General features: G+C 41.0%; 24 protein-coding genes. 15 read left to right on the top strand and 9 right to left on the bottom strand.

All coding sequences use genetic code 11. The features are described from left to right. Positions 1-38: 38 nt before the first annotated feature. Positions 39-1,127: a cell division protein ZapE gene (gene zapE / locus QL986_RS07180; RefSeq protein ID WP_290191412.1), complete on the bottom strand. Its 1,089-nt coding sequence runs from the start codon at positions 1,125-1,127 to the stop codon at positions 39-41. Between the two features lie 133 nt (positions 1,128-1,260). Here zapE and QL986_RS07185 point away from each other — a divergent pair, with 133 nt between their 5' ends. The 3 genes from QL986_RS07185 to QL986_RS07195 all read left to right on the top strand — a co-directional run bounded on the left by QL986_RS07185 (position 1,261) and on the right by QL986_RS07195 (position 4,602). Continuing rightward, positions 1,261-1,695, top strand: coding sequence for a YhcB family protein (locus QL986_RS07185; protein ID WP_008115546.1), 435 nt, complete (start codon positions 1,261-1,263; stop codon positions 1,693-1,695). 384 nt (positions 1,696-2,079) lie between these two features. Next, positions 2,080-3,432: a Do family serine endopeptidase gene (locus QL986_RS07190; RefSeq protein WP_008465125.1), complete on the top strand. Its 1,353-nt coding sequence runs from the start codon at positions 2,080-2,082 to the stop codon at positions 3,430-3,432. Positions 3,433-3,519: 87 nt separating this feature from the next. Continuing rightward, complete coding sequence (locus tag QL986_RS07195) at positions 3,520-4,602, top strand: trypsin-like peptidase domain-containing protein (protein ID WP_013463993.1); 1,083 nt, start codon at positions 3,520-3,522, stop codon at positions 4,600-4,602. A gap of 91 nt (positions 4,603-4,693) precedes the next feature. Here the strand turns inward: QL986_RS07195 and murA are convergent, their stop codons facing one another. From murA to QL986_RS07230, 7 genes are read right to left on the bottom strand one after another with little or no spacing between them, the layout of a single operon-like run. Continuing rightward, positions 4,694-5,953 carry a UDP-N-acetylglucosamine 1-carboxyvinyltransferase gene (murA, locus tag QL986_RS07200; RefSeq protein ID WP_008465122.1) on the bottom strand — a complete coding sequence of 420 codons (1,260 nt, stop codon included), beginning with the start codon at positions 5,951-5,953 and terminating at the stop codon, positions 4,694-4,696. Between the two features lie 14 nt (positions 5,954-5,967). Continuing rightward, positions 5,968-6,225, bottom strand: a complete 258-nt coding sequence (locus tag QL986_RS07205; protein ID WP_290191413.1) for a BolA family protein — start codon at positions 6,223-6,225, stop codon at positions 5,968-5,970. 5 nt (positions 6,226-6,230) lie between these two features. Then, positions 6,231-6,524, bottom strand: a complete 294-nt coding sequence (locus QL986_RS07210; RefSeq protein ID WP_008465119.1) for an STAS domain-containing protein — start codon at positions 6,522-6,524, stop codon at positions 6,231-6,233. After that, positions 6,517-7,197: an ABC transporter substrate-binding protein gene (locus QL986_RS07215; protein ID WP_290191414.1), complete on the bottom strand. Its 681-nt coding sequence runs from the start codon at positions 7,195-7,197 to the stop codon at positions 6,517-6,519. The genes QL986_RS07210 and QL986_RS07215 overlap by 8 nt, the downstream gene beginning before the upstream one ends. 5 nt (positions 7,198-7,202) lie before the next feature. Then, a complete protein-coding gene (gene mlaD, locus QL986_RS07220; RefSeq protein ID WP_013463990.1) occupies positions 7,203-7,751 on the bottom strand; it encodes an outer membrane lipid asymmetry maintenance protein MlaD in 549 nt (182 codons plus the stop codon). Between the two features lie 14 nt (positions 7,752-7,765). Continuing rightward, the gene (mlaE, locus tag QL986_RS07225) at positions 7,766-8,545 is read right to left on the bottom strand and encodes a lipid asymmetry maintenance ABC transporter permease subunit MlaE (RefSeq protein WP_013463989.1); all 780 of its coding nucleotides are present in this window, start codon (positions 8,543-8,545) and stop codon (positions 7,766-7,768) included. Beyond that, positions 8,545-9,360 (bottom strand): ATP-binding cassette domain-containing protein, encoded by an 816-nt coding sequence (locus QL986_RS07230; RefSeq protein WP_013463988.1) that lies wholly within the window; start codon positions 9,358-9,360, stop codon positions 8,545-8,547. Before QL986_RS07230 ends, mlaE begins: the two co-directional genes overlap by 1 nt. A 266-nt stretch (positions 9,361-9,626) precedes the next feature. On the opposite strand from QL986_RS07230, the gene QL986_RS07235 reads away from it, so the two are divergent. The 12 genes from QL986_RS07235 to mgtE all read left to right on the top strand — a co-directional run bounded on the left by QL986_RS07235 (position 9,627) and on the right by mgtE (position 18,921). Continuing rightward, a complete protein-coding gene (locus tag QL986_RS07235) occupies positions 9,627-10,595 on the top strand; it encodes a calcium/sodium antiporter (RefSeq protein WP_024601341.1) in 969 nt (322 codons plus the stop codon). A gap of 3 nt (positions 10,596-10,598) precedes the next feature. Next, positions 10,599-11,570 (top strand): KpsF/GutQ family sugar-phosphate isomerase, encoded by a 972-nt coding sequence (locus QL986_RS07240; protein ID WP_290191415.1) that lies wholly within the window; start codon positions 10,599-10,601, stop codon positions 11,568-11,570. Continuing rightward, on the top strand, positions 11,571-12,122 hold the full coding sequence (gene kdsC / locus QL986_RS07245) for a 3-deoxy-manno-octulosonate-8-phosphatase KdsC (RefSeq protein ID WP_013463985.1): 552 nt from the start codon (positions 11,571-11,573) through the stop codon (positions 12,120-12,122). After that, complete coding sequence (gene lptC, locus QL986_RS07250; RefSeq protein ID WP_013463984.1) at positions 12,119-12,673, top strand: LPS export ABC transporter periplasmic protein LptC; 555 nt, start codon at positions 12,119-12,121, stop codon at positions 12,671-12,673. The genes kdsC and lptC overlap by 4 nt, the downstream gene beginning before the upstream one ends. Beyond that, the gene (gene lptA / locus QL986_RS07255) at positions 12,663-13,202 is read left to right on the top strand and encodes a lipopolysaccharide transport periplasmic protein LptA (RefSeq protein ID WP_290191416.1); all 540 of its coding nucleotides are present in this window, start codon (positions 12,663-12,665) and stop codon (positions 13,200-13,202) included. Before lptC ends, lptA begins: the two co-directional genes overlap by 11 nt. Continuing rightward, complete coding sequence (gene lptB / locus QL986_RS07260) at positions 13,199-13,924, top strand: LPS export ABC transporter ATP-binding protein (RefSeq protein ID WP_013463982.1); 726 nt, start codon at positions 13,199-13,201, stop codon at positions 13,922-13,924. The genes lptA and lptB overlap by 4 nt, the downstream gene beginning before the upstream one ends. A gap of 69 nt (positions 13,925-13,993) precedes the next feature. Continuing rightward, the gene (locus QL986_RS07265; protein ID WP_024601344.1) at positions 13,994-15,493 is read left to right on the top strand and encodes an RNA polymerase factor sigma-54; all 1,500 of its coding nucleotides are present in this window, start codon (positions 13,994-13,996) and stop codon (positions 15,491-15,493) included. A gap of 26 nt (positions 15,494-15,519) precedes the next feature. After that, positions 15,520-15,807 carry a ribosome hibernation promoting factor gene (gene hpf / locus QL986_RS07270; protein WP_010390562.1) on the top strand — a complete coding sequence of 96 codons (288 nt, stop codon included), beginning with the start codon at positions 15,520-15,522 and terminating at the stop codon, positions 15,805-15,807. A gap of 4 nt (positions 15,808-15,811) precedes the next feature. Continuing rightward, positions 15,812-16,264, top strand: a complete 453-nt coding sequence (gene ptsN / locus QL986_RS07275) for a PTS IIA-like nitrogen regulatory protein PtsN (protein WP_024601345.1) — start codon at positions 15,812-15,814, stop codon at positions 16,262-16,264. 19 nt (positions 16,265-16,283) lie between these two features. Then, the gene (rapZ, locus tag QL986_RS07280; RefSeq protein ID WP_024601346.1) at positions 16,284-17,126 is read left to right on the top strand and encodes an RNase adapter RapZ; all 843 of its coding nucleotides are present in this window, start codon (positions 16,284-16,286) and stop codon (positions 17,124-17,126) included. Positions 17,127-17,150: 24 nt separating this feature from the next. Continuing rightward, positions 17,151-17,423: an HPr family phosphocarrier protein gene (locus QL986_RS07285; protein ID WP_013463979.1), complete on the top strand. Its 273-nt coding sequence runs from the start codon at positions 17,151-17,153 to the stop codon at positions 17,421-17,423. A gap of 139 nt (positions 17,424-17,562) precedes the next feature. Continuing rightward, positions 17,563-18,921, top strand: coding sequence for a magnesium transporter (gene mgtE, locus QL986_RS07290; protein WP_013463978.1), 1,359 nt, complete (start codon positions 17,563-17,565; stop codon positions 18,919-18,921). A gap of 77 nt (positions 18,922-18,998) precedes the next feature. Here mgtE and QL986_RS07295 read toward each other — a convergent pair whose 3' ends face one another. Next, positions 18,999-21,182 (bottom strand): YgiQ family radical SAM protein, encoded by a 2,184-nt coding sequence (locus QL986_RS07295; RefSeq protein ID WP_290191417.1) that lies wholly within the window; start codon positions 21,180-21,182, stop codon positions 18,999-19,001. Positions 21,183-21,438 lie beyond the last annotated feature (256 nt).

Here is a 21,438-nt window from a genome sequence, read left to right on the forward strand (position 1 = left end):
TCGAGACGCGCAGCCCGTCGCCCGCTAACCTTCGTATTTTAAGCTAAATGCTCTCGGGCTAAATATTCTAACGATTGCATTTCTTGCAGGCGACTAATACAGCGTTTAAATTCAAAGTTTAAATTGCCTTGTGTATAGAGCTCGGTAATGGGTTTTTCTGCAGAGATAATTAACGTCACATTGCGCTCATAAAACTCATCTACCAACGCAATAAAACGCCTTGCTGCATCATCATTATTTTGTCCAAGCTGTTTTACGTTTGATAAAATCACCGTGTTATATAATCGGCTTATTTCCATGTAATCCACTTGGCTACGCGCGGTTTCACACAGTTCGCTAAATTCAAACATAACGATGCAATCAGACACCTTACGGGTTTTGATCATCCGCCCTTCTATTTCAATTGGGGTGTCTACTTTACCGGCCTCAGGGGAGAGCTTATCAAAGTATTCAAATAGGTTTTTATCAGCTTGCTCATCAAGCGGGCTGTGAAAAATTTCTGCTTGTTCCAGTGTACGTAACCGGTAATCAACACCGGAATCTACATTAACTATTTCAGTATGCTTATTCACTAAGGCAATAGCCGGTAAAAAACGAGCGCGTTGTAAGCCATTGCGGTATAAATCATCAGGTATAATATTAGAGGTTGCAACCAACACAATACCACGAGCAAATAGCGCTTCCATTAAACCACCGAGCAGCATGGCATCGGTAATGTCTTGTACAAAAAACTCATCAAAACAAATTATGTCTGTTTCTGCTTTAAAAATATCGGCAACTGTTTCTAATGGGTTTGCTGTGTTGTTTAACTTTTTAAGCTCGTCGTGTACTCGGTGCATAAAGCGGTGAAAATGCATTCGCATTTTTCTATCGCTCGGTAAAGCTTCGTAAAAAGTATCAACAAGGTAAGTTTTACCACGGCCTACGCCACCCCAAAAGTATAAACCTTTAATGGGAGCTGGCTCTGCTTTATTAAAAAGCTTTGCAAAAAAGCCTTTAGATTGTGGTTTTGCTTGTGTTAAATCGTCGTATAAACGCTGTAAATGACGAACTGCATTTTCTTGTGCTGCGTCATGTACAAAGTCATCGCGTTGAAGGTCTTGCTGGTATGTTTGCCAAGGAGTCATATCTATTTACAGTTAAAACACAGTTTAATTTGTAAAGCATATTAACACGCATCAATACTCAGGGTATATTAGACTTAGTATGAATTATTATTGAACTAAATTTTTTTAGTTATTTTCGCATAGAGGTGAATTTATGGGTACATTTACATGGGTAGGTTTAGTGATAGTGGTTGCTATTGCTGCATTTTTCGTTGGTGCCTTTGTCACTAAAAAACAATTTAAACAAGATGAGTTAGAGCAACAAGCAGAGCAAGCTAAGCATTCGCTTGAGCAGTATCGTCAAGATGTTGCCGACCATTTAGCGAACACTGGTAAGTTAGTAAACAAAATGAAAGAAAACTACGACCAGTTATTAAGCCATGTTGAAGAAACCAATCAACTATTACTTGAAGACAGAAATAAAGCCCCTGCTGAACCGTTTTTCTCTAAAGAAACCACAGAGCAGTTACAAGCGTCATTAAAAGAGCGTAGTTCAGATCGCTCAAACGCCGATGCTCAACCAGCTGATTATGTGTCGGGTAAATCAGGATTATTTGCTGGTGATGTGAATACTTCTAAAGCATCTTGATGAACTTTTTTTTGACCCCATAGTCTTTAGTAATATACCCAATCAATCTCATGATGAAGAATTCAGCATTTCACAGGGATTGGCTATCAAGGCGTGACTTTGCATAAATGGTAGTCCCTTTTAAAAAGTCACAACACCGAGAGCCTGTTCCTGTGAAATGCCCCATGGGTTGGTTTAAATGCGATTTATACTGCGTTATTGATTTTAATAATAGAACCACTATTACTTACAATCAATGCCTTGCCTAAATCGCATTTAAATCCAACTGAAACTCCCATCATGAGGTTGATTGGGTATACAGCTTTGTTGTTTTATCTTACTGATATACTTTTTTGAGGCTGCTTATTGCAGCCTTTTGCTTTTTAAGTGGAGTAAACCCTGACTATGAAAATGAAATTATCACTTATCAGTGCTGCTATTTTATCTACTAGCTTATTACTAAGTCCAACCGCCTCGTTTGCTAAATTGCCGGTTGCCGTTAATGGTCAACAATTACCAACACTTGCCCCTATGCTTGAGCAAATTACCCCAGGTGTAGTGAGTATTCAGGTTTCAGGCTCTAAAGAGGTTCGCCGACGCGGTGACCCGCTCGATTTCTTTTTTGGCAACCCGCAGCCACGTAGCCAAAAGCGCCAGTTTAGTGGTTTAGGCTCAGGAGTTATTATTGATGCTGACAAAGGTTATGTCGTTACTAACAACCATGTAGTGCAAGACGCTGAAAAAATGGTGGTCACCCTTGAAGATGGCCGCGAATATGAAGCAACAAAAATTGGTAGCGATAAAGAGTCTGATATTGCGCTACTACAAATAGACGCAGATGAATTAACCGCAGTAAAGCTAGCTAACTCAGATGACTTACGTGTCGGTGATTTTGCCGTCGCAATTGGTAACCCTTTTGGTTTAAGCCACACGGTTACCTCAGGTATTGTTAGCGCATTAGGCCGCAGTGGCTTAAATATTGAGGGTTACGAAGATTTCATTCAAACCGATGCCGCGATAAACCAAGGTAACTCAGGTGGGGCTTTAGTTAATTTAAACGGTGAGCTGATTGGTATTAATACCGCTATTTTAGGTGCATCAGGCGGAAATGTGGGGATTGGCTTTGCTATTCCGTCAAATATGATGAAAAACCTAGTTGATCAAATTGTAGAGCATGGTGAAGTACGCCGTGGTTCGTTAGGTATTTCAGGCCGCCCTCTTGATGCAGGTCTTGCTAAAGCACAGCAGCTTGATGTTAAACAAGGGGCTTATGTTATGCAGGTAATGGATGACACTGCAGCCAGCAAAGCGGGAATTAAAGCAGGCGATGTAATTATTAGTATTAATGGTAGTGAAATTAGTGGCTTCCATGAACTACGCAGTAAAATTGCCACCTTAGGTGAAGGCCGCGAAGTACAATTGGGGATTTACCGTGACGGTAAAGTTAAAAATGTGGAAGTAACCCTAGATGGTGCATCAGGCATTACCGCTGCGGGCGAAGAGTTACACCCAGCATTCCAAGGTGCAACGCTTGAAAACGTGAAGAAGAACAAAATGAAAGGGATTGAGGTGACCTCTGTAGACCCTCGTTCGCCATCAGCACGGGTTGGCCTTGAAGAAGGCGATGTTATTGTGCAAGTAAACCGTCAACGAGTAGAAAGCATTCGCGACATGAACAAAATTATCGAAGATATTCAAGGTAATATTGTGTTAGGTGTGAAACGCGGACGTGAATCTATTTTTGTATTAATTCAGTAATAATACAATAAAAGTAACAGCGGCACTTGCCGCTGTTATTTTTTTTGTGCCATCATAAAGGGATTGCTCACTAACAATAAGAATACCGTGCTAAAACTTCTAAAATTTGTACTTCCTCCTCTATTTGCCGGTTTAGGCATTGCTTTTTTAGTGGTTTTTTTTAGCCCTAACATGCGCACTGCATTGCTACCTAACGTGCCGCTACCTAGTGCAATGACTGCAAGTCATTTGAGCTTTTCTGATGCAGTTAAGCGCGCAGCGCCATCGGTTGTCACCATTTTTTCAGAAAGCATTTCTAAAGAGCCACGCTATAAACGCCAAAATACGGTGCAAGAGCTTGGTTCTGGGGTGATCATGTCACCTGACGGTTATATTTTGACTAATTACCATGTGATCAATAATGCCGATCAAATACTGGTTATTCTTACTGACGGCAGACGTTTTTTTGATGTGCAACTCATTGGATTTGATACTATTACCGACTTAGCATTATTAAAAATAAATGCCAATCACCTGCCTGTTATACCCGTTAACGATAACTACAGTTCGAGTGTAGGCGATTTAGTATTAGCCATCGGAAACCCACTTAACTTAGGGCAAACCATTACTCAGGGGATCATTAGCGCCACCGGTAAACAAAAAATTACCGATAGTCCTTACAATAACTTACTGCAAATGGACGCTGCTATTAACGTAGGTAACTCTGGTGGTGCACTGGTAAATTCTAATGGCGATTTAGTAGGGATCACCTCTGCCCAGTTTAAAACCCGTGAAAACTTAAATATACAAGGGATCTTTTTTGCGGTGCCTTACACCTTGGCAAAAGAGGTAATGGGCAAACTTATTCGCCATGGTCGTGTAGTACGCGGCTATTTGGGCTTTGAAGGCACAGCGGTAGACAGTACAGGTAAAGAGGTCAATGATAGCTTAACGCCCGTTGCAGGCATGCGTATTACCAACCTAGACCCTTTAGGTCCTGCATGGCAGGCGGGTATAGAAGAGCAAGATATTGTGATTAAAATTGCTGGGCTTTCAGTGGCTAATCCACAAAATGTATTGAAAAAAATAGGCAGTACCGAACCGGGGAAAGAAATTGAATTTGAGCTTTACCGTAACGGTGAAATACAAAAAATAATGGTAAAAGTAGCAGAGCTTGAAACCAAGCTATAAAGCGCTTATTTATACTTTGGCATTAGACATAAAAAAACGCGATAGATCATCGCGTTTTTTATGGATTAGAATAATAATTGTATTAGTATAACTAATTGCTTTTACGTTTGATGTTAGCACCTAGCGCACTGAGTTTATCTTCAATACGCTGATAGCCTCTATCTACATGATAAATACGATCAACAACCGTTTCGCCTTGAGCCACAATCCCCGTTAGAATAAGACTTGCCGATGCGCGTAAATCGGTTGCCATAACCTGCGCACCCGATAAGCTTTTTGTTTCACCACAAAAGGCCGTATTGCCTTCTAAGCGAATATTAGCGCCCATACGTTGTAGCTCAGGCACATGCATAAAACGATTTTCAAAAATAGTTTCGGTAATCGTCGCACTACCATTAGCCACCACATTTAATGCGGTAAACTGCGCTTGCATATCGGTTGGAAAACCTGGATGAGGCATAGTTTTAATATTCACCGCTTTAAGCTCTCGGCCTCGCATGTCTAAATAAATACTGTCATCGTGCACTTCTAATAACGCATTGGTTGCACGTAGTTTTTCTATTACAGGCTCAAGTGAATGAAAATCGGTCATTTTACATAGTACTTCGCCGCCAGCCATCGCTGCAGCCACTAAAAAGGTACCTGTTTCAATACGATCCGGTAATATGCGGTGTTCACAACCTGATAAACGCTCAACCCCTTCAATCTCAATACGGCTTGAGCCCGCACCACTGATTTTAGCCCCCATAGCAATTAAGCAATTGGCTAAATCGATAATTTCTGGCTCGCGGGCAGCATTTTCTAGTACTGTTTTACCCTCGGCGAGCGTTGCCGCCATCAGTAAGTTTTCAGTAGCACCTACGCTAATCATTTCCATGAAAACTTCAGCGCCTTTTAAGCGACCATCTACTTTGGCATTAATATAACCGTTTTCAACGGTTATTTGAGCGCCCATACGCTCTAAGCCTTGAATATGAATATCAACCGGGCGCGCACCAATAGCACAGCCACCAGGTAAGGATACTTGTGCCTCACCAAATCGAGCGACTAAAGGGCCAAGTGCAAGCACTGACGCACGCATTTGCTTTACTAAGTCATAAGGCGCTAACGTGCTATTTACCGTTGCACCATCAATAATGAGTGAATCGCCCTGCCACTGAACATCAGCGCCTAACGTTTTTAATAAGGCTTCGGTCGTAATGATATCGCGAAGATGTGGTACGTTAGTAAAAGTACTTTTGCCATCAGCTAATAAAGCTGCAAATAGAATCGGAAGAGCTGCGTTTTTAGCGCCAGAAATAGTTACTTCACCAGCCAGTGAAGTGCCACCTTGAATTACAAATTGATCCATCTAAGGGGCCTTATTTATTGCGGTAAAATTAATTTTTGCTCACGTTTCCACTCTGTCGGAGTAAAAGCGCGGATAGAAACAGCATGAATGGTACCGTCTGAAATAGTGTTCATTAATGGCCCATATACTAGCTGTTGCTTTTTAACACGACTTAATCCGTCAAAGCATTCACCGACAGCAATTACTTCATAATGACTGCCGTTGGCTTTTACATGTACTTCAGCTAACTGAAGTTCGTCGCGTAATAATGTTTCGACTTGACTCGTTTCCATAACTCTCACTCAAATAGGGTTGTAACCTGGCCTAACTGCATAAGGTTTTGCAGTTGTTCAGGTGGGTTTTGCAATTCAAGGCGAATGCCTTGTTGCTTAAATTCTGTAAAAGAGTGAATTAACCAAGCTAAGCCGGCTGTGTCAACCCTTGTCACCTCACTTAGGTCAAAATAAAGGGTTTTATGCTCAGTTTGTCGCTTGGTATTCAGAAGCCGTTCATTGCCAATTGAATTATGAGTCAATTCACCACTGACTCGTAGATGCTGTTCATCGACTTGGCTGATTGCCAATTTAGTCATTTGTGTCACTGCCTCTAAACTGAACCGGTAACTTACTTTTTTGCTCTAACAGGTCGCTAACGTGGTCAATACCTTGTTGGCGTAAAATGCCCTGAAGCTCACTTTGTTTTGCATCAAGTAAGCTAATGCCTTCAGCAATCATATCGTAAGCGCGCCATTCGCCACTTCTATCTTCACGTACTTTAAAATCAATTTTAATATCAGGCTTACCGGCTTCTACAATTTTGGTTTTTACCACCACCACATCTTTGCCTTTAAAAGGCTGCTCGGCAGCAAATTCAACTTGTTGATTAGTATACTGGGTAAAAACGCCAGCATAAGTGGCAACAAGGTACTCTCTAAACGCGCCAATAAAACGCTGAATATCTTCAATTGCTTTTGCTTTTTCTGCTTTGTCGGTAATAGCGCGTACCTTAGATACTTCGCTACCTAACACTCTCAGTGCAGCATATTTGTAGTCAATGTAAGGCATCAGTTCTTCTTCAACGATGACCCGTAAATGCTCTTTATTAGTGGTTATTAACGGCTGGTCTTTGGTAATACGCTCAAAGGTATTATCAGCAACCTGACGTACCATTTTATTAGGATCAGCCAATTTGACTTCACTGGCGTGTACACTTTGTACCAGCGCGACAGTTACTAATGCGATACTTGCTAAAAATGTTTTCAACATAATAATTACTCACTACCTTGGTTGAATAAAAACTGGCCTATTAATTCTTCTAGTACCAATGCTGACTTGGTATCTGTAATAGAATCGCCGTTAGCTAATGCTTTACTTTGAACGCCAAATAAATCGTCAATGGCTTGATCTTGTTCGCTGTTCGCTACATCTTCGCCTAAGCATCGCTGTTTAGCTGAATCTGATGCGATCACAGGGTTAATACCTAAGTATTGCTCACCTAAAATACCCGAGGTTAAGATAGAGATGGAACTAGTGTCCGAAAAACGACACAAATACTGCGCATCAATACTCATATTTACTACTGGTAAAAACTCTTGTGGGTGTACATAAATTGACTCTACACGACCAATAACAACGCCGCCCACCTTAATGGGTGCACGTGTTTTTAATGATCCTATATTTTCAAACTTGGCGTTCAATGTGTAGGTTTCACCTGAGCCGCTAATACCTGAATTGGCCACTTTAAGCGCCAGCATTGAAAATGCCAAAATGCCCAATGCTACAAAAAAACCAACTAAAATTTCTAATTTCCGTGAATTCATTATTTAATACCCTATTAGCTGGTAAACATTACCGCTGTCAAAATAAAGTCAAAACCTAATACCGCTAGTGATGAGTGCACCACTGTCTCTGTTGTTGCCTTGCTGATCCCCTCTGATGTGGGAACACAGTCATACCCTTTGTAAAGCGCAATCCAGGTAACAACAATCGCAAATACGATACTTTTAATTAAACCGTTTAGTATGTCTTTTTCAAACGACACCTGAGATTGCATAATTGACCAGAAACTTCCCGTATCAACGCCTAGCCAATCAACCCCCACTAAATGAGCACCAATAATAGCTACAGCAGAAAAAATAAGTGCCAACATTGGCATACTAATCAAACCAGCCCAAAACCGCGGCGCTATAATTCGCCTAAGCGGGTCGATGGCCATCATCTCAAGCGATGATAACTGTTCGGTGGCTTTCATTAAGCCAATTTCAGCGGTTAACGCACTGCCTGCCCTACCGGCAAATAATAATGCGGTTACTACTGGCCCAAGTTCACGTAATAAACTGAGTGCCACTAAAGGGCCTAAGCTGTCTTCAGCGCCATAATCAACTAAAACAGTATAGCCTTGCAGGGCTAATACCATGCCGATAAACAATCCTGATACAACAATGATCAATAATGACTGTGAGCCAACCATATATAATTGGCGCACGAGTAAAGGTGTGCCTTTTTTAAAATTGGGTACATGCCATAACGCACTTGCCAGCATTTGGGTTGAACGCCCCAGTGCAGCAAATCGGCCCAGCGTTTTGTGGCCTATTTTTTGTAGTAAATCCAACATTACTGCTGCTCTCCTAACAGTTCATCTGCATAGGTTTGTGCTGGATAATGAAATGGCACTGGACCATCTGATAACCCTTTTAAAAACTGTTGAACAAGTGGTGATTCGTGCTCTCGCATCTGCTCTGGTGTACCACTGCCAATAACGCCTTGATCAGCAATAATAATAACATGGTCGGCAATACTCATTACTTCTGTCACATCGTGCGTGACAATTAAAGAAGATAAGCCAAGTACTTCGTTTAAAGATTTGATCAGCTTAACTAAAACCCCCATTGAAATAGGGTCTTGTCCTGCAAAAGGCTCATCATACATAATAAGTTCAGGATCAAGCGCTATAGAGCGAGCCAAAGCTGCACGACGTGCCATACCGCCAGATAACTCTGAAGGCATTAAATCTTTAGCACCACGTAAGCCAACAGCTTGTAGTTTCATTAATACCACTAAACGGATTAAATCTTCACTGAGTTGCGTGTGCTCTCGAATGGGGAATGCAATGTTATCGAACACCGACATATCAGTAAATAAGGCACCGCTTTGAAATAACATACTCATGCGTTTACGTGCCGCGTAGAGTTCTTTGCGCGACATAGCGACAATGCTGTCGTTTTTAAATAAAATATCACCGGAGTCTGGTTTAAGCTGGCCACCTATTAGGCGTAGCATCGTGGTTTTGCCAATTCCGCTTGGCCCCATAATGGCAGTAATTTTACCCTCAGGTACGTCAAAGCTCATATTTTTATATATGACCCTATCGCCTCTAGAAAAGGTAACATCCTTGACTTCAACTATTGATTGCGACAAGTCGCTCTCCATAACAATACTCTCTCATATTTCTATTTTAAGGGTTTTTTAACCAATATGGAAAAAACAATTCGTAAGATTTTGTAATAGTGTCGCAAAAACAGTTATAAGATTGATTCAAGCAGCCTTAACTTTGGCTTAAAATTTCATATAAAAAGCGCCAAAGAATACTTAAAATAACCGCCTAATGTATTACACCTTATTCTTTTATTTATACTTTTATGGTGGCTTTTGTTACTATTCGCGCTATCTGAATTTACATTAATTGGCTTATCACAATGGTTACCTCGTTTGTCATTTTAATTCTTGGTTTTGCGGCTCTCGTATGGAGTGCAGACAGGTTTGTTTATGGTGCAGCAGCACTGGCTAAAAACTTTGGCGTGCCAACGCTAATTGTAGGTTTAACCGTGGTAGCTATGGGCTCTTCAGCGCCTGAAATGATGGTATCGGCTTCAGCAGCTTTGGCAAATAAAACCGATACTGCCGTGGGTAATGCAGTTGGTTCAAACATCACTAACATCTTATTAGTTTTAGGTATTACCGCCCTTTTAAGACCCTTATCAGTATCTTCAAGTACGTTAAAACGTGAAATTCCACTGGTACTGCTGGTCTCCATTGCAACTTGGTATATTTTTTCAGATAACTATTTTTCATTTTTTGAAGGTGCAGCCTTATTATTTGGCTTTGTTGTTTTTATTGGCGGACTTATTTTTGTCTCACTGCGAGCTAAAAACCAAGACGATCCGTTTGTGAGCGAAGCCTGTGACGAAGTACCTGACAACGTACCAACCAAAAAAGCTGTTTTTTGGCTGGTAGTGGGTATGATTTTACTGCCGGTTAGTTCACACTTTTTAGTTGGCTCAGCCGTTGATATCGCAAAATATTTTGGCTTAAGTGACTTAGTGATTGGTTTGACCATTATTGCTATAGGCACCAGCTTACCTGAACTTGCAGCTTCAATTGCAGGTGTACTTAAAAATGAAGATGACTTAGCGCTGGGTAACATAGTTGGTTCGAATATTTTTAATATTTTAGCGGTATTACCGCTGGCAGGATTAATTAATCCATCGGTTATCGATACTTCGGTTGCTAACCGTGATGTTATTATTATGATTGGCGCAACCTTGGCGCTAATTGCTATGTCATTGAACTTTAGAGGTCAAAGACGTATCAATAGAATAGAAGGTGGCTTGCTCATCGTCGCATTTATGATTTACCAAGGTTATATTTTTAGTCAAGTAGGATAGCCCATGTCAACGCTAAACTTTATTCAACAAGGGTTACGTGTTCTAGAGATTGAACGCCAAGCACTCAGCGATATTACACAATACGTTAATGAAAGCTTTAACCAAGCCTGTCAATTAATGTATGACTGCTCAGGTCGTATTATTGTTATTGGCATGGGTAAATCAGGCCATATTGGTAACAAAATAGCCGCCACTCTTGCCAGTACCGGCAGCCCCGCATTTTTTGTTCACCCGGGTGAAGCAAGCCATGGTGATTTAGGAATGATCACAGCAAATGACGTGGTTATCCTCATTTCAAACTCTGGTGAAACCAGCGAAGTACTTAATATTATTCCAGTATTAAAGCGCATTGGTGCCAAAATGATTGCCATGACAGGCAACCAAGGCTCAACCATGGCAACATTGGCAAATGTGCATGTGTGTATTAAAGTTGAACAAGAAGCCTGCTCATTGGGCTTAGCACCTACTGCAAGTACCACTGCCACACTCGCTATGGGTGATGCCATGGCGGTGGCATTATTAGAAGCACGCGGCTTTACTGCTGATGATTTTGCACTATCGCACCCTGGTGGTAGCTTAGGCAAGCGATTACTCTTAACTCTTAAAGATGTTATGCACAGTGGTGCTGATACGCCTATCATTAACGAGACGCAAACGATTAAAGATGCCTTAATTGAAATGTCGGCCAAAGGACTCGGCATGACCGCTATTGTTGATAGTGACCAGCAATTATCAGGCCTGTTTACCGATGGCGATTTACGCCGTATTTTAGAGCAACGTATTGACATTCATAGCACTGAAATTAATGTTGTGATGACCAAGTCGTGTACTACAGCCACCCAAGAGATGCTCGCGGCTGAAGCGTTAAATATTATGGAACAAAAACGTATTAATGGTTTAATTGTAATTAATGAGCATAATCAACCGATTGGCGCACTAAATATGCAAGACTTACTTAAAGCCGGAGTGCTATAAATGCAATTTGAAGATCTCTATCAACCGCTAAGTGATGATGCAAAGGCGCGCGCAAAAAAAGTAAAGCTATTAATTTGTGATATTGATGGTGTATTTTCTGATGGCCGTATTTACCTTGGAAACCAAGGTGAAGAACTCAAAGCATTTAACACCAAAGACGGATTTGGTATCAAAGCCCTGATTAACAGCGGTTTTGAAGTCGCCGTGATCACCGGGCGCCATTCTCATATAGTGCAGCAACGTATGAGCAGTTTAACCGTACAACATATATATCAAGGCCAAGAAGACAAACTCATAGCCTATCAAGAATTAAAACAAAAATTAGCGCTTAGCGATGAGCAAATTGCTTATATAGGTGATGATGGCCCAGACATGCCAGTAATGGAGCAAGTCGGTTTTGCGGTTGCCGTAAACGATGCTCATCCACTTATTAAACGTTTATCACATTATGTAACCCAACTGCCCGGCGGTTTTGGTGCGGTAAGAGAGCTGACAGACTTACTTATGCTCGAAAATAACAAGCCACTAACTAGCCAAGGAACGAGTTCATGAATGTAGCGCGCATTATACTGAGCGTTTTATTCATAAGCTGTATGGTTTGGCTCTGGTATCCTTATTTTACTAAGGTTGATATTACTGCAAGCGAAGAAACACAAGTTATTGCTAAGCCTGATTATACCGCTATTGAGCTAAAACAAACGGCTTATAATGAACAAGGTAAAGTGAGCCATAAGGTAACTGCGGTAAAAATGGAGTTGTATCAACAACTCGGTTTTACCTTTTTTGAAAAGCCTATATTCACTTTATACAACGAGCAGCAAACATGGCGTATTAACGCCGATGAAGCCACCCTCTACGACGACCGTCAACTGGTGTTAGAGGGTAATGTAACCGCTCAAAACTTAGTAGATAACGCCATGATCGATACGATCAACGCCCAGACCATCAATGTTGATATAAAACTATTAACCATGCAATCACAGCAGCCTGTCGTTATTACAGGACCTAATTTAAAAATCACAGGTAAAGGCCTTGAGGCCGATTTAAAAACCGAGGTGATTAAACTTATTAACCATACGCGAACCCTATATTATGACCAATAACCTATTTAAAATTTTAATTGTTCCCTCACTATTAATTGCTTTTAACAGTAATGGCGCTGAACCTGCTGAAGCCCCCGCTGCTAATCAAATTTCAATTAGTGCAGATAAGCAAGAAGGTCAATTAAAAGAAAACGTAGGCATTTTTGAGAAAAATGTTGAAATTATTCATGGTAATCGCCGTATCACAGCTGACCGTTTAGAAGTGCATAAACGCGATGAGCTAGGCGATAACAAACAGTTATTAATTGCCACAGGCAGCCCTGCATATTTTGAAGAAACACAAGCTGATGGCACCATAATGAGCGCCAGTGCTAATGAAGTGCGTTACGATGTGTCGCTGCGTTTTTTAACCTTAATCGGCGATGCAAGCATTGCTCAAGCAGGTCAAAAAATAACAGCTAAAAGTATCACTTACGATATCGAGCAGCAGTTAATTAGCGCAGAAAAAGACGAAAACTCAACAGACCGTGTACACACTATTTTAGTCCCTGTTGAAAATAAAAAAGAAGATGATAAAGGTCAACCATGAGCACATTAAAAGCAGAGCTATTAGCTAAAAGCTACAAAGGTCGTGAAGTTGTAAAAAACGTTGGCCTAGAGGTTGAAGCTGGCAGTATTGTGGGGTTACTTGGCCCTAATGGTGCAGGTAAAACCACCACTTTTTATATGATTGTAGGCCTTGTGCCTAGCGATAAAGGCAAAATATCAATTGATGATAAAGATATTACTTTATTACCGATGCACAGCCGAGCGCGTTTAGGGATTGGTTATTTACCGCAAGAGTCGTCTATTTTTAGAAAGCTGACTGTTTATCAAAACTTAATGGCTATCTTAGAAACACGTAAAGAATTAAATAAACAACAACGCGAAGATACCTTAAATAATTTACTTGATGAATTTAGCATTCAGCATATCCGCGATAGTCAAGGTATGGCTTTATCAGGTGGTGAACGTCGCCGCGTTGAAATTGCTCGCGCGTTAGCAGCAAACCCTAAATTTATCCTTTTAGACGAACCCTTTGCGGGGGTTGATCCTATCTCAGTATTAGATATTAAAAAGATTATAGAGCATCTTAAAAACCGAGGAATTGGCGTACTTATCACAGATCACAACGTACGCGAAACTCTTGATGTTTGTGAAAAAGCCTACATAGTTTCTCATGGAGAGTTAATTGCATCAGGCACTCCAGAATATGTATTAAACGATAAAACAGTACGCGATGTTTATTTAGGCGAGCAGTTCAAGCTCTAATATGTGTGTTATTACACTAAGCATCTGCTAATATTAATTATAATAATTTAAAAGGATTGTTAGAGATACATGAGGCAATCATTACAGCTGCGCATGGGCCAGCAACTTACAATGACTCCACAGTTGCAACAAGCAATTCGCTTATTGCAACTCAGTACATTGGATCTCCAGCAAGAAATTCAAGAAGCGCTCGATAGCAACCCCTTGCTTGAAGTTGAAGAACACGATTACAGCGAAGACACTGCAGGTAAAAACGAACAAAAAGCCGATAACGATGACTTAACGCTAAGTGCCTCAGCTGACGATAAACCTAGCGAGTATGAGCAAGATAGCGGCGAAGCAATGACCAAAGACACTATTAGCGATGATATGGCTATGGATGTTACTTGGGATGAATATATGAGCGCTGCGCCTGCCTCTTCATCGGGCCCAATGCCAGAAGATGAATCTATTTATCAAGGCTCTTCGACTGAAACGCTGCATGAGTATTTAATGTGGCAACTTCAACTGACGCCGTTTAGTCCTACCGATGAAGCGATAGCTATTGCAATTGTAGAAGCTGTAGACGACTCAGGGATTCTAACCCTTAGCTGTGAAGAAATATTAGAAAGCTTTAACCAAGAAAACGACGGCGAAGATGAAGTTGAACTTGACGAAATAGAAGCGGTACTAAAGCGTATTCAACTATTTGATCCAGTGGGAATAGCCGCGCGTAGTTTACAAGAGTGCTTGTGTATTCAGCTAAATCAATTTGATAAAGACACACCTTTTTTAAACGAAACAAAAATGATCTTAACCGATCATATTGATTTACTTGCTGCACGTGACTATCGCACGTTAATGAAAAAAACAAAGCTTAAAGAAGATGAGCTTAAAGAAATCATGACGTTGATTCATACGCTCAGCCCAAAACCGGCAGACACTATTGTCAGAGAAGAGTCTGAATACGTTATTCCTGATGTGTCGGTTAAAAAAGTTAAAGGTCGTTGGGTAGTTGAATTAAACCCAGATAGCATGCCTAAGATCAGAGTAAATAGCCAATATGCAGCTATGTCGCGTACGGTTAAATCAAGTGGTGATAGCCAGTTTATTCGCTCGCACTTACAAGAGGCTAAATGGTTTATAAAAAGCTTAGAAAGTAGAAATGACACGCTACTTAAAGTAACCAACTGTATTGTGCAGCAGCAACAGGCCTTTTTTGAACACGGTCCTGAGGCTATGAAGCCTATGGTGCTTAACGATGTGGCTGAAATGGTGGAAATGCATGAGTCGACTATATCGCGTGTTACTACGCAAAAATACATGCATACACCACGTGGCATTTTTGAGCTTAAATATTTCTTTTCAAGCCATGTAAGTACTGAAAATGGTGGCGAATGTTCATCAACAGCAATACGTGCATTAATTAAAAAATTAATCGCTGCAGAAAACTCAGCTAAACCATTGAGTGATAGTAAAATTGCAGATATATTGGCAGAGCAAGGAATTAAAGTAGCGAGGAGAACCATTGCAAAATATCGCGAATCTCTAGCTATTCCCCCGTCTAATCAACGTAAAAGTTTGATTTAAGGCGTACAACAAAGAGGAAAATGTTTATGCAACTGAATTTAACTGGTCGCCATGTAGATATTACCGACTCGCTTAGAGACTACGTAAATAGTAAATTTTCGAAGTTACAGAGGCACACTGATCACATAACGAATGTGCACGTTATTCTCGATGTAGAAAAACTAAACCAAAAAGCTGAAGCAACCGTTCATGTTAGTGGCGCTGAGATTTTTGCCTCTACTGAGCATCAAGATATGTATGCCGCTATAGACTCGCTCATTGACAAGCTAGATCGTCAAGTAATTAAACACAAAGAGAAACTTGCTCGACACTAACACTATGAAACTAAGCTCACTTATCTGTCAGGACTGCAGTAAAGCTGCGGTCCTTTTTAATAGTAAAAAAAGAATTTTAGAATTTATCAGTGAATTGGCTCACAATAAGCTGCCCTATTTAACACAACAAGATATTCTTAATGCATTAACTGCAAGAGAAAAGCTTGGAAGTACAGGCATTGGCCGAGGCATTGCTATTCCACATGGTCGCATGAGTGGAGCTCAAGAGCCCCTTGCTTTGATTTTAGTGAGCGAAACAGCTATTAATTTTGATGCGATTGATAACCGACCGGTTGACATTTTTGTCGCGTTAATTGTTCCCGATGGCGATAATCAGCAGCATTTGAAGATGCTAGCCACGATTGCTGATAAGCTCAATGATAAAGAATTTTGTAAACAGTTACGCGCCGCCAAATCGGATAGCGAACTGTATCAGGTTATCGTCAGTCAATCGTAGTAATAAAGAAAGGTGATAAATGGAATTAATAATTATAAGCGGTCGCTCAGGGTCAGGTAAATCTGTGGCGTTACGCGTTGTGGAAGACTTAGGTTATTATTGTGTAGACAATATTCCTCTTAATTTATTACCATCATTAGTGCGCAGCGTTTCCGACAGTTATAATAAAATTGCTGTGAGTGTTGATGTGCGTAATCTACCTAAAGAGCAACAGCAATTTAATGAAATACTCGAATATTTACCTGGTTTTACTAAACCAACGGTATTTTATTTAGACAGTGACGATCAAACATTAATAAAACGTTTTTCAGAAACGCGACGTCTCCACCCTTTATCTATTGATTCTTTGCCGCTTGATTTAGCCATAAAAAAAGAAAAACAACTGCTTGATGTATTGATTAATCGTGCTGATTATATGATTGATACCACAGATTTAAGTGTGCATCAGCTTGCTGAATCTATTCGTGAAAAAATACTCGGAAAAAAAGATAAACAACTGATCATTACCTTTGAGTCATTTGGTTTTAAACACGGCATCCCTAAAGAAGCAGATTACGTATTCGATGCCCGTTTTTTACCAAACCCGCATTGGGAGCCTGAACTTAAGCCACTTACGGGGCTGGATCAACCAGTAAAAGACTACCTAGCAAGTCACAGCATAGTGCAAAAATTTACATGGCAAATTCAAACATTTGTGCAAACATGGCTGCCGCATTTAGAACGAAATAACCGCAGCTACTTAACCATTGCAATTGGCTGTACCGGTGGGCAACACCGCTCTGTTTATTTAGCGCAAACCATTGGTGAAAGCTTTGCAATGAGTCATCCTAATGTAAAAATTCGCCACCGAGAACAAGAATAAAATCAAAGCTTGCGAGAACATGTCATGCGGTTAGAAAATACATTTTTAATAAAAAACAAATTAGGATTACACGCTAGAGCGGCGACAGTATTAGCTCAGCTTTCTGTGCAATTTGATGCCACAATCACTTTATTTCAAGATGACAAACAAGCCGCTGGCGATAGCGTGCTGGCACTTATGTTACTCGAAAGCAGCCAAGGCAAAGAAGTTAAGGTGGTATGCGAAGGCCCCGACGCTGAGCCTGCACTTAGCGCAATAGGTGAACTCATCGACCAACGATTTAATGAGCAAGAATAAAAAAGTTCATTATTAACTCATCATCCTAAGCTTAGGTTAATAGTGGTTGAGTTAGTTTGCTCACATAAAGTAAGATAAACTAAAATTGAATAGCATTTATACCCTTCCAGCATGTAATACAATTTAATTAAGGACGCCAATGCCTGAAGCTTTAGAACAAGATATTCCACTACAACAACTAAAACAGGTGACTAAGTCACTAAATAGTGGTCAATTTGTTCAAGTTAGACGCATGCTGGCAAAAACGGCGCCTTGTGATACCGCACTTCTTTTAGAATCATCCCCGCATAAAATTCGCCGTATGCTCTGGCAGCTTGTTGATCCTGATGTACAAGGTGATGTGCTTGAAGAGCTGTCTGAAGATGTACGTTTGGGCATTATTGCGCAAATGGCACCCGAGCACATTGCTGCCGCAACCGAAGACATGGGCCATGATGACTTAGGGGAAGTACTACGTAGCCTACCTGACACCGTTTATAAAGATGTTGTTAGCGCTATGGATATTCAAGATAGAGAACGTGCAACGCAGGCTTTATCGTATCAAGAGCGCTCTGCTGGCGCATTGATGAATATCGATACCGTTACTATTCGCCCCGATGTGACTCTAGATGTGGTACTGCGTTATATTCGCTTACGCGGCGAATTACCTGAGGGTACAGATGACTTATATGTGGTTGATGAAAATAACTGCTTTTTAGGCGCCCTATCGCTGAGTACTTTATTAACTAATCCCCCTGAAAAAATTGTTCATGAGTTAATGGATGAAGACTGTGAGTCTATTCCTATTTCAATGGATGAGAGCGAAGTTGCACAATTGTTTGAGCGTCATAACTGGATATCGGCACCGGTTGTTGATGACAACGCACACTTGCTTGGGCGGATCACCATTGATGATATCGTTGATGTTATTCGTGAAGACGCTGAGCACAGTTTACTGGGTTTAGCGGGTTTAGATGATGAAGAAGATACCTTTGCACCTGTGTTGAAAAGCTCTAAAAAGCGCTCAATTTGGCTGGGTGTAAACTTACTAACTGCATTGCTGGCTGCAATTGTGGCGAGCTTTTTTGAAAACACCTTAGCTATATTACCAATTCTTGCTGTGCTCAATGGCATTGTCCCGTCAATGGGTGGGGTTGCAGGCAGCCAAACCTTAACTTTGGTTATTCGCGGTATCGCGGTGGGTCATATCAACCAAACTAACCAACGTTTTTTATTATTAAAAGAACTCGCTATCGGTGCGATTAATGGTATGGTTTGGTCTATCCTAATTGCCGGTGTTGTTGCGCTTTGGCAATGGGATTTCAAACTCGGTGGTGTTTTAGCGTTTGCTATGTTTATGAATTTAGTTGCAGCAGGTATTGCGGGTGCTAGTATCCCACTATTGCTTAAAAAAATGAAAATAGATCCAGCACTTGCAGGCAGTGTGGTACTAACCACGGTAACTGATATTGTTGGTATATTTGCCTTCTTAGGTACTGCGACTTGGTTATTGATTTAATCTTTTTATAAACAAAAACACCGCATCAATACTCGGTGTTTTTGTTTAAGCCGATAGTTACTTTACATAAGTTAAGGCTACTTAGCGCGCTGGCGATTACCACCTACCTTAGGCTTAGTGTTGGCTTTTTTAAACTGGCTAAAGCCAGTATGACGAGTCAGCGCAGGACGACCGCCCTTATTGCCTTTACCGCGTTTGGTTTGCCTTTCATCTCGGCCTTCTTCTGGCACTAAACAATTTGGACCTTTACCAATAAGCTTGGCTTTGCCCATGTTACGCAGGGCTTCGCGGATCATTGGCCAACCGGCAGGATCGTGATAGCGTAAAATTGCTTTATGCAAACGACGTTGGCGCGCTCCCTTAGGCACAGCAACTTGCTCAGTATTATTTTTAATATTACGAAGCGAGTTCATTTCTGTGTGGTAAATGGTGGTAGCGTTGGCCATCGGTGATGGATAAAAGTTTTGTACCTGATCAAGCTTAAAATCATTCGATTTCAGCCACAAAGCCATGTTTACCATGTCTTCATCTTTAGTCCCCGGGTGAGCAGAAATAAAGTATGGAATTAAATACTGCTTTTTACCCGCTTCTTTTGAGTACTTATCAAATAACGCTTTAAATTCATCATAGGCGCCCATACCCGGCTTCATCATTTTTGATAATGGGCCGTCTTCTGTGTGCTCGGGTGCTATTTTTAAATATCCACCAACATGATGGGTTACTAGCTCTTTAACGTAACGAGGATCACGTACTGCAAGGTCATAACGCACGCCCGAAGCAATTAAGATCTTTTTGATCCCTTTAACCTCACGCGCCTTTTTATATAAGTCGATAGTGGGTGTGTGATCGGTATCCATATGCTTACAAATATCAGGATACACACACGACAAGCGACGGCACGTACTCTCTGCTTTTTTGCTGGTACAACGCAGTTTGTACATATTTGCAGTTGGCCCACCTAAATCAGAAATAACCCCCGTAAAGCCCGGCACTTTATCTCTAATTTGTTCAATTTCTTCGATAATCGATTCTTGAGAACGGCTTTGTATTATGCGCCCCTCATGCTCGGTAATAGAACAAAACGAACAGCCGCCAAAACAGCCGCGCATAATATTTACCGACGTTTTAATCATATCGTAAGCAGGGATTTTATCATCGCCATAACTTGGATGTGGTATACGCTGGTAAGGTAAACCAAACACGTCATCCATTTCCTGAGTTTCAAGCGGATAAGCCGGCGGATTCACCCAAATAGAACGATCGCCATGACGCTGAAATAACGCCCTTGCACAACCTGGGTTGGTTTCTTGATGTAAAATACGTGATGCATGGGCATACAAAGGCTTATTAACGCTAACCTGCTCAAATGCCGGCAGTTTAACGTAAGTTTTTTCCCACGGCTTAGGACGAGCAGGCTGGATGGTAATTGGTTTTGCAGCTTCTGCTTGTAAATCGATGCCGGCTTGCTTAAATTCTGATTTAGCACAGCCCACATCATCCGCGCCATAAGGATTAGGAATAGGGTCTATTTTACCAATTTTATCAATGGCTGTTGAGTCACTGCCACGCCAACCAGGTAAAGGCTCTTTACGAATAACTGCCGTGCCTCTAACATCCTGTATGGTATCGATGGTTTCACCGGCAGCGATACGATGCGCTACTTCAACTAACGGGCGTTCGGCATTACCATAAATTAAAATATCGCCTTTAGCGTCAAATAATACGCTACGACGTACTTTTTCTTGCCAGTAATCATAATGAGCAATACGGCGCAGACTGGCTTCAATGCCCCCTAACACTAATGGCACATCTTTGTAGGCTTCACGACAGCGTTGTGAATAAATGATCACTGCGCGATCTGGGCGTTTACCGCCGACATTTCCTGGTGTGTATGCGTCATCATGGCGCATTCGTTTTTCAGCGGTGTAACGATTGATCATCGAGTCCATATTACCGGCTGTAATACCAAAAAATAAGTTAGGCTTACCCAATGCCATAAACGCATCTTTAGAGTTCCAATCTGGTTGAGCAATAATACCCACTCTAAAACCTTGCGCTTCTAGCACTCGGCCAATTACGGCCATCCCAAAACTAGGATGGTCTACATAAGCATCACCGCTAATAATAATAATATCGCAGCTATCCCAGCCAAGCGCGTCCATTTCTTCGCGTGTTGTTGGTAAAAATGGAGCTGTGCCATAACACTCAGCCCAATACTTGGGGTATGAGAATAAGGCGCGTTCAGCTTTTAATGTGCTCATAAAATTGGCCGTTCAATAACAAAAGGCGCGAATTATACCCTATCGACATCCCCGTTGATATAGCACAAAATGAAAGCGCTGATTAAAAATTGTTTACCTTTATGGCATTACTAAAACTAATAAATCATCTAAACTTATTACGGCTAATGTCTGCTTTTGGAATAATACAAGGTAGATAAAATAGATCAAAAGCAACCGCGACTTCGTTAAACTATTAAATAATTAATAATTGATAGACGCTGTAAATTAAAATAGA

This window comes from Pseudoalteromonas sp. APC 3250, from assembly GCF_030407915.1.
GTDB lineage: Bacteria > Pseudomonadota > Gammaproteobacteria > Enterobacterales > Alteromonadaceae > Pseudoalteromonas > Pseudoalteromonas tetraodonis.

Coding starts and splice junctions, on each gene's coding strand:
- mlaE (WP_013463989.1), bottom strand. CDS start 8,545: ATGTTGGATTTACTACAAAAAATAGGCCACAAAACGCTGGGCCGATTT.
- mgtE (WP_013463978.1), top strand. CDS start 17,563: ATGCCTGAAGCTTTAGAACAAGATATTCCACTACAACAACTAAAACAG.
- lptC (WP_013463984.1), top strand. CDS start 12,119: ATGAATGTAGCGCGCATTATACTGAGCGTTTTATTCATAAGCTGTATG.
- QL986_RS07265 (WP_024601344.1), top strand. CDS start 13,994: ATGAGGCAATCATTACAGCTGCGCATGGGCCAGCAACTTACAATGACT.
- lptA (WP_290191416.1), top strand. CDS start 12,663: ATGACCAATAACCTATTTAAAATTTTAATTGTTCCCTCACTATTAATT.
- zapE (WP_290191412.1), bottom strand. CDS start 1,127: ATGACTCCTTGGCAAACATACCAGCAAGACCTTCAACGCGATGACTTT.
- QL986_RS07215 (WP_290191414.1), bottom strand. CDS start 7,197: ATGTTGAAAACATTTTTAGCAAGTATCGCATTAGTAACTGTCGCGCTG.
- QL986_RS07185 (WP_008115546.1), top strand. CDS start 1,261: ATGGGTACATTTACATGGGTAGGTTTAGTGATAGTGGTTGCTATTGCT.
- QL986_RS07295 (WP_290191417.1), bottom strand. CDS start 21,182: ATGAGCACATTAAAAGCTGAACGCGCCTTATTCTCATACCCCAAGTAT.
- QL986_RS07190 (WP_008465125.1), top strand. CDS start 2,080: ATGAAAATGAAATTATCACTTATCAGTGCTGCTATTTTATCTACTAGC.
- lptB (WP_013463982.1), top strand. CDS start 13,199: ATGAGCACATTAAAAGCAGAGCTATTAGCTAAAAGCTACAAAGGTCGT.
- QL986_RS07210 (WP_008465119.1), bottom strand. CDS start 6,524: ATGACTAAATTGGCAATCAGCCAAGTCGATGAACAGCATCTACGAGTC.
- QL986_RS07285 (WP_013463979.1), top strand. CDS start 17,151: ATGCGGTTAGAAAATACATTTTTAATAAAAAACAAATTAGGATTACAC.
- QL986_RS07235 (WP_024601341.1), top strand. CDS start 9,627: ATGGTTACCTCGTTTGTCATTTTAATTCTTGGTTTTGCGGCTCTCGTA.
- QL986_RS07230 (WP_013463988.1), bottom strand. CDS start 9,360: ATGGAGAGCGACTTGTCGCAATCAATAGTTGAAGTCAAGGATGTTACC.
- mlaD (WP_013463990.1), bottom strand. CDS start 7,751: ATGAATTCACGGAAATTAGAAATTTTAGTTGGTTTTTTTGTAGCATTG.
- ptsN (WP_024601345.1), top strand. CDS start 15,812: ATGAAACTAAGCTCACTTATCTGTCAGGACTGCAGTAAAGCTGCGGTC.
- rapZ (WP_024601346.1), top strand. CDS start 16,284: ATGGAATTAATAATTATAAGCGGTCGCTCAGGGTCAGGTAAATCTGTG.
- QL986_RS07240 (WP_290191415.1), top strand. CDS start 10,599: ATGTCAACGCTAAACTTTATTCAACAAGGGTTACGTGTTCTAGAGATT.
- hpf (WP_010390562.1), top strand. CDS start 15,520: ATGCAACTGAATTTAACTGGTCGCCATGTAGATATTACCGACTCGCTT.
- QL986_RS07205 (WP_290191413.1), bottom strand. CDS start 6,225: ATGGAAACGAGTCAAGTCGAAACATTATTACGCGACGAACTTCAGTTA.
- kdsC (WP_013463985.1), top strand. CDS start 11,571: ATGCAATTTGAAGATCTCTATCAACCGCTAAGTGATGATGCAAAGGCG.
- murA (WP_008465122.1), bottom strand. CDS start 5,953: ATGGATCAATTTGTAATTCAAGGTGGCACTTCACTGGCTGGTGAAGTA.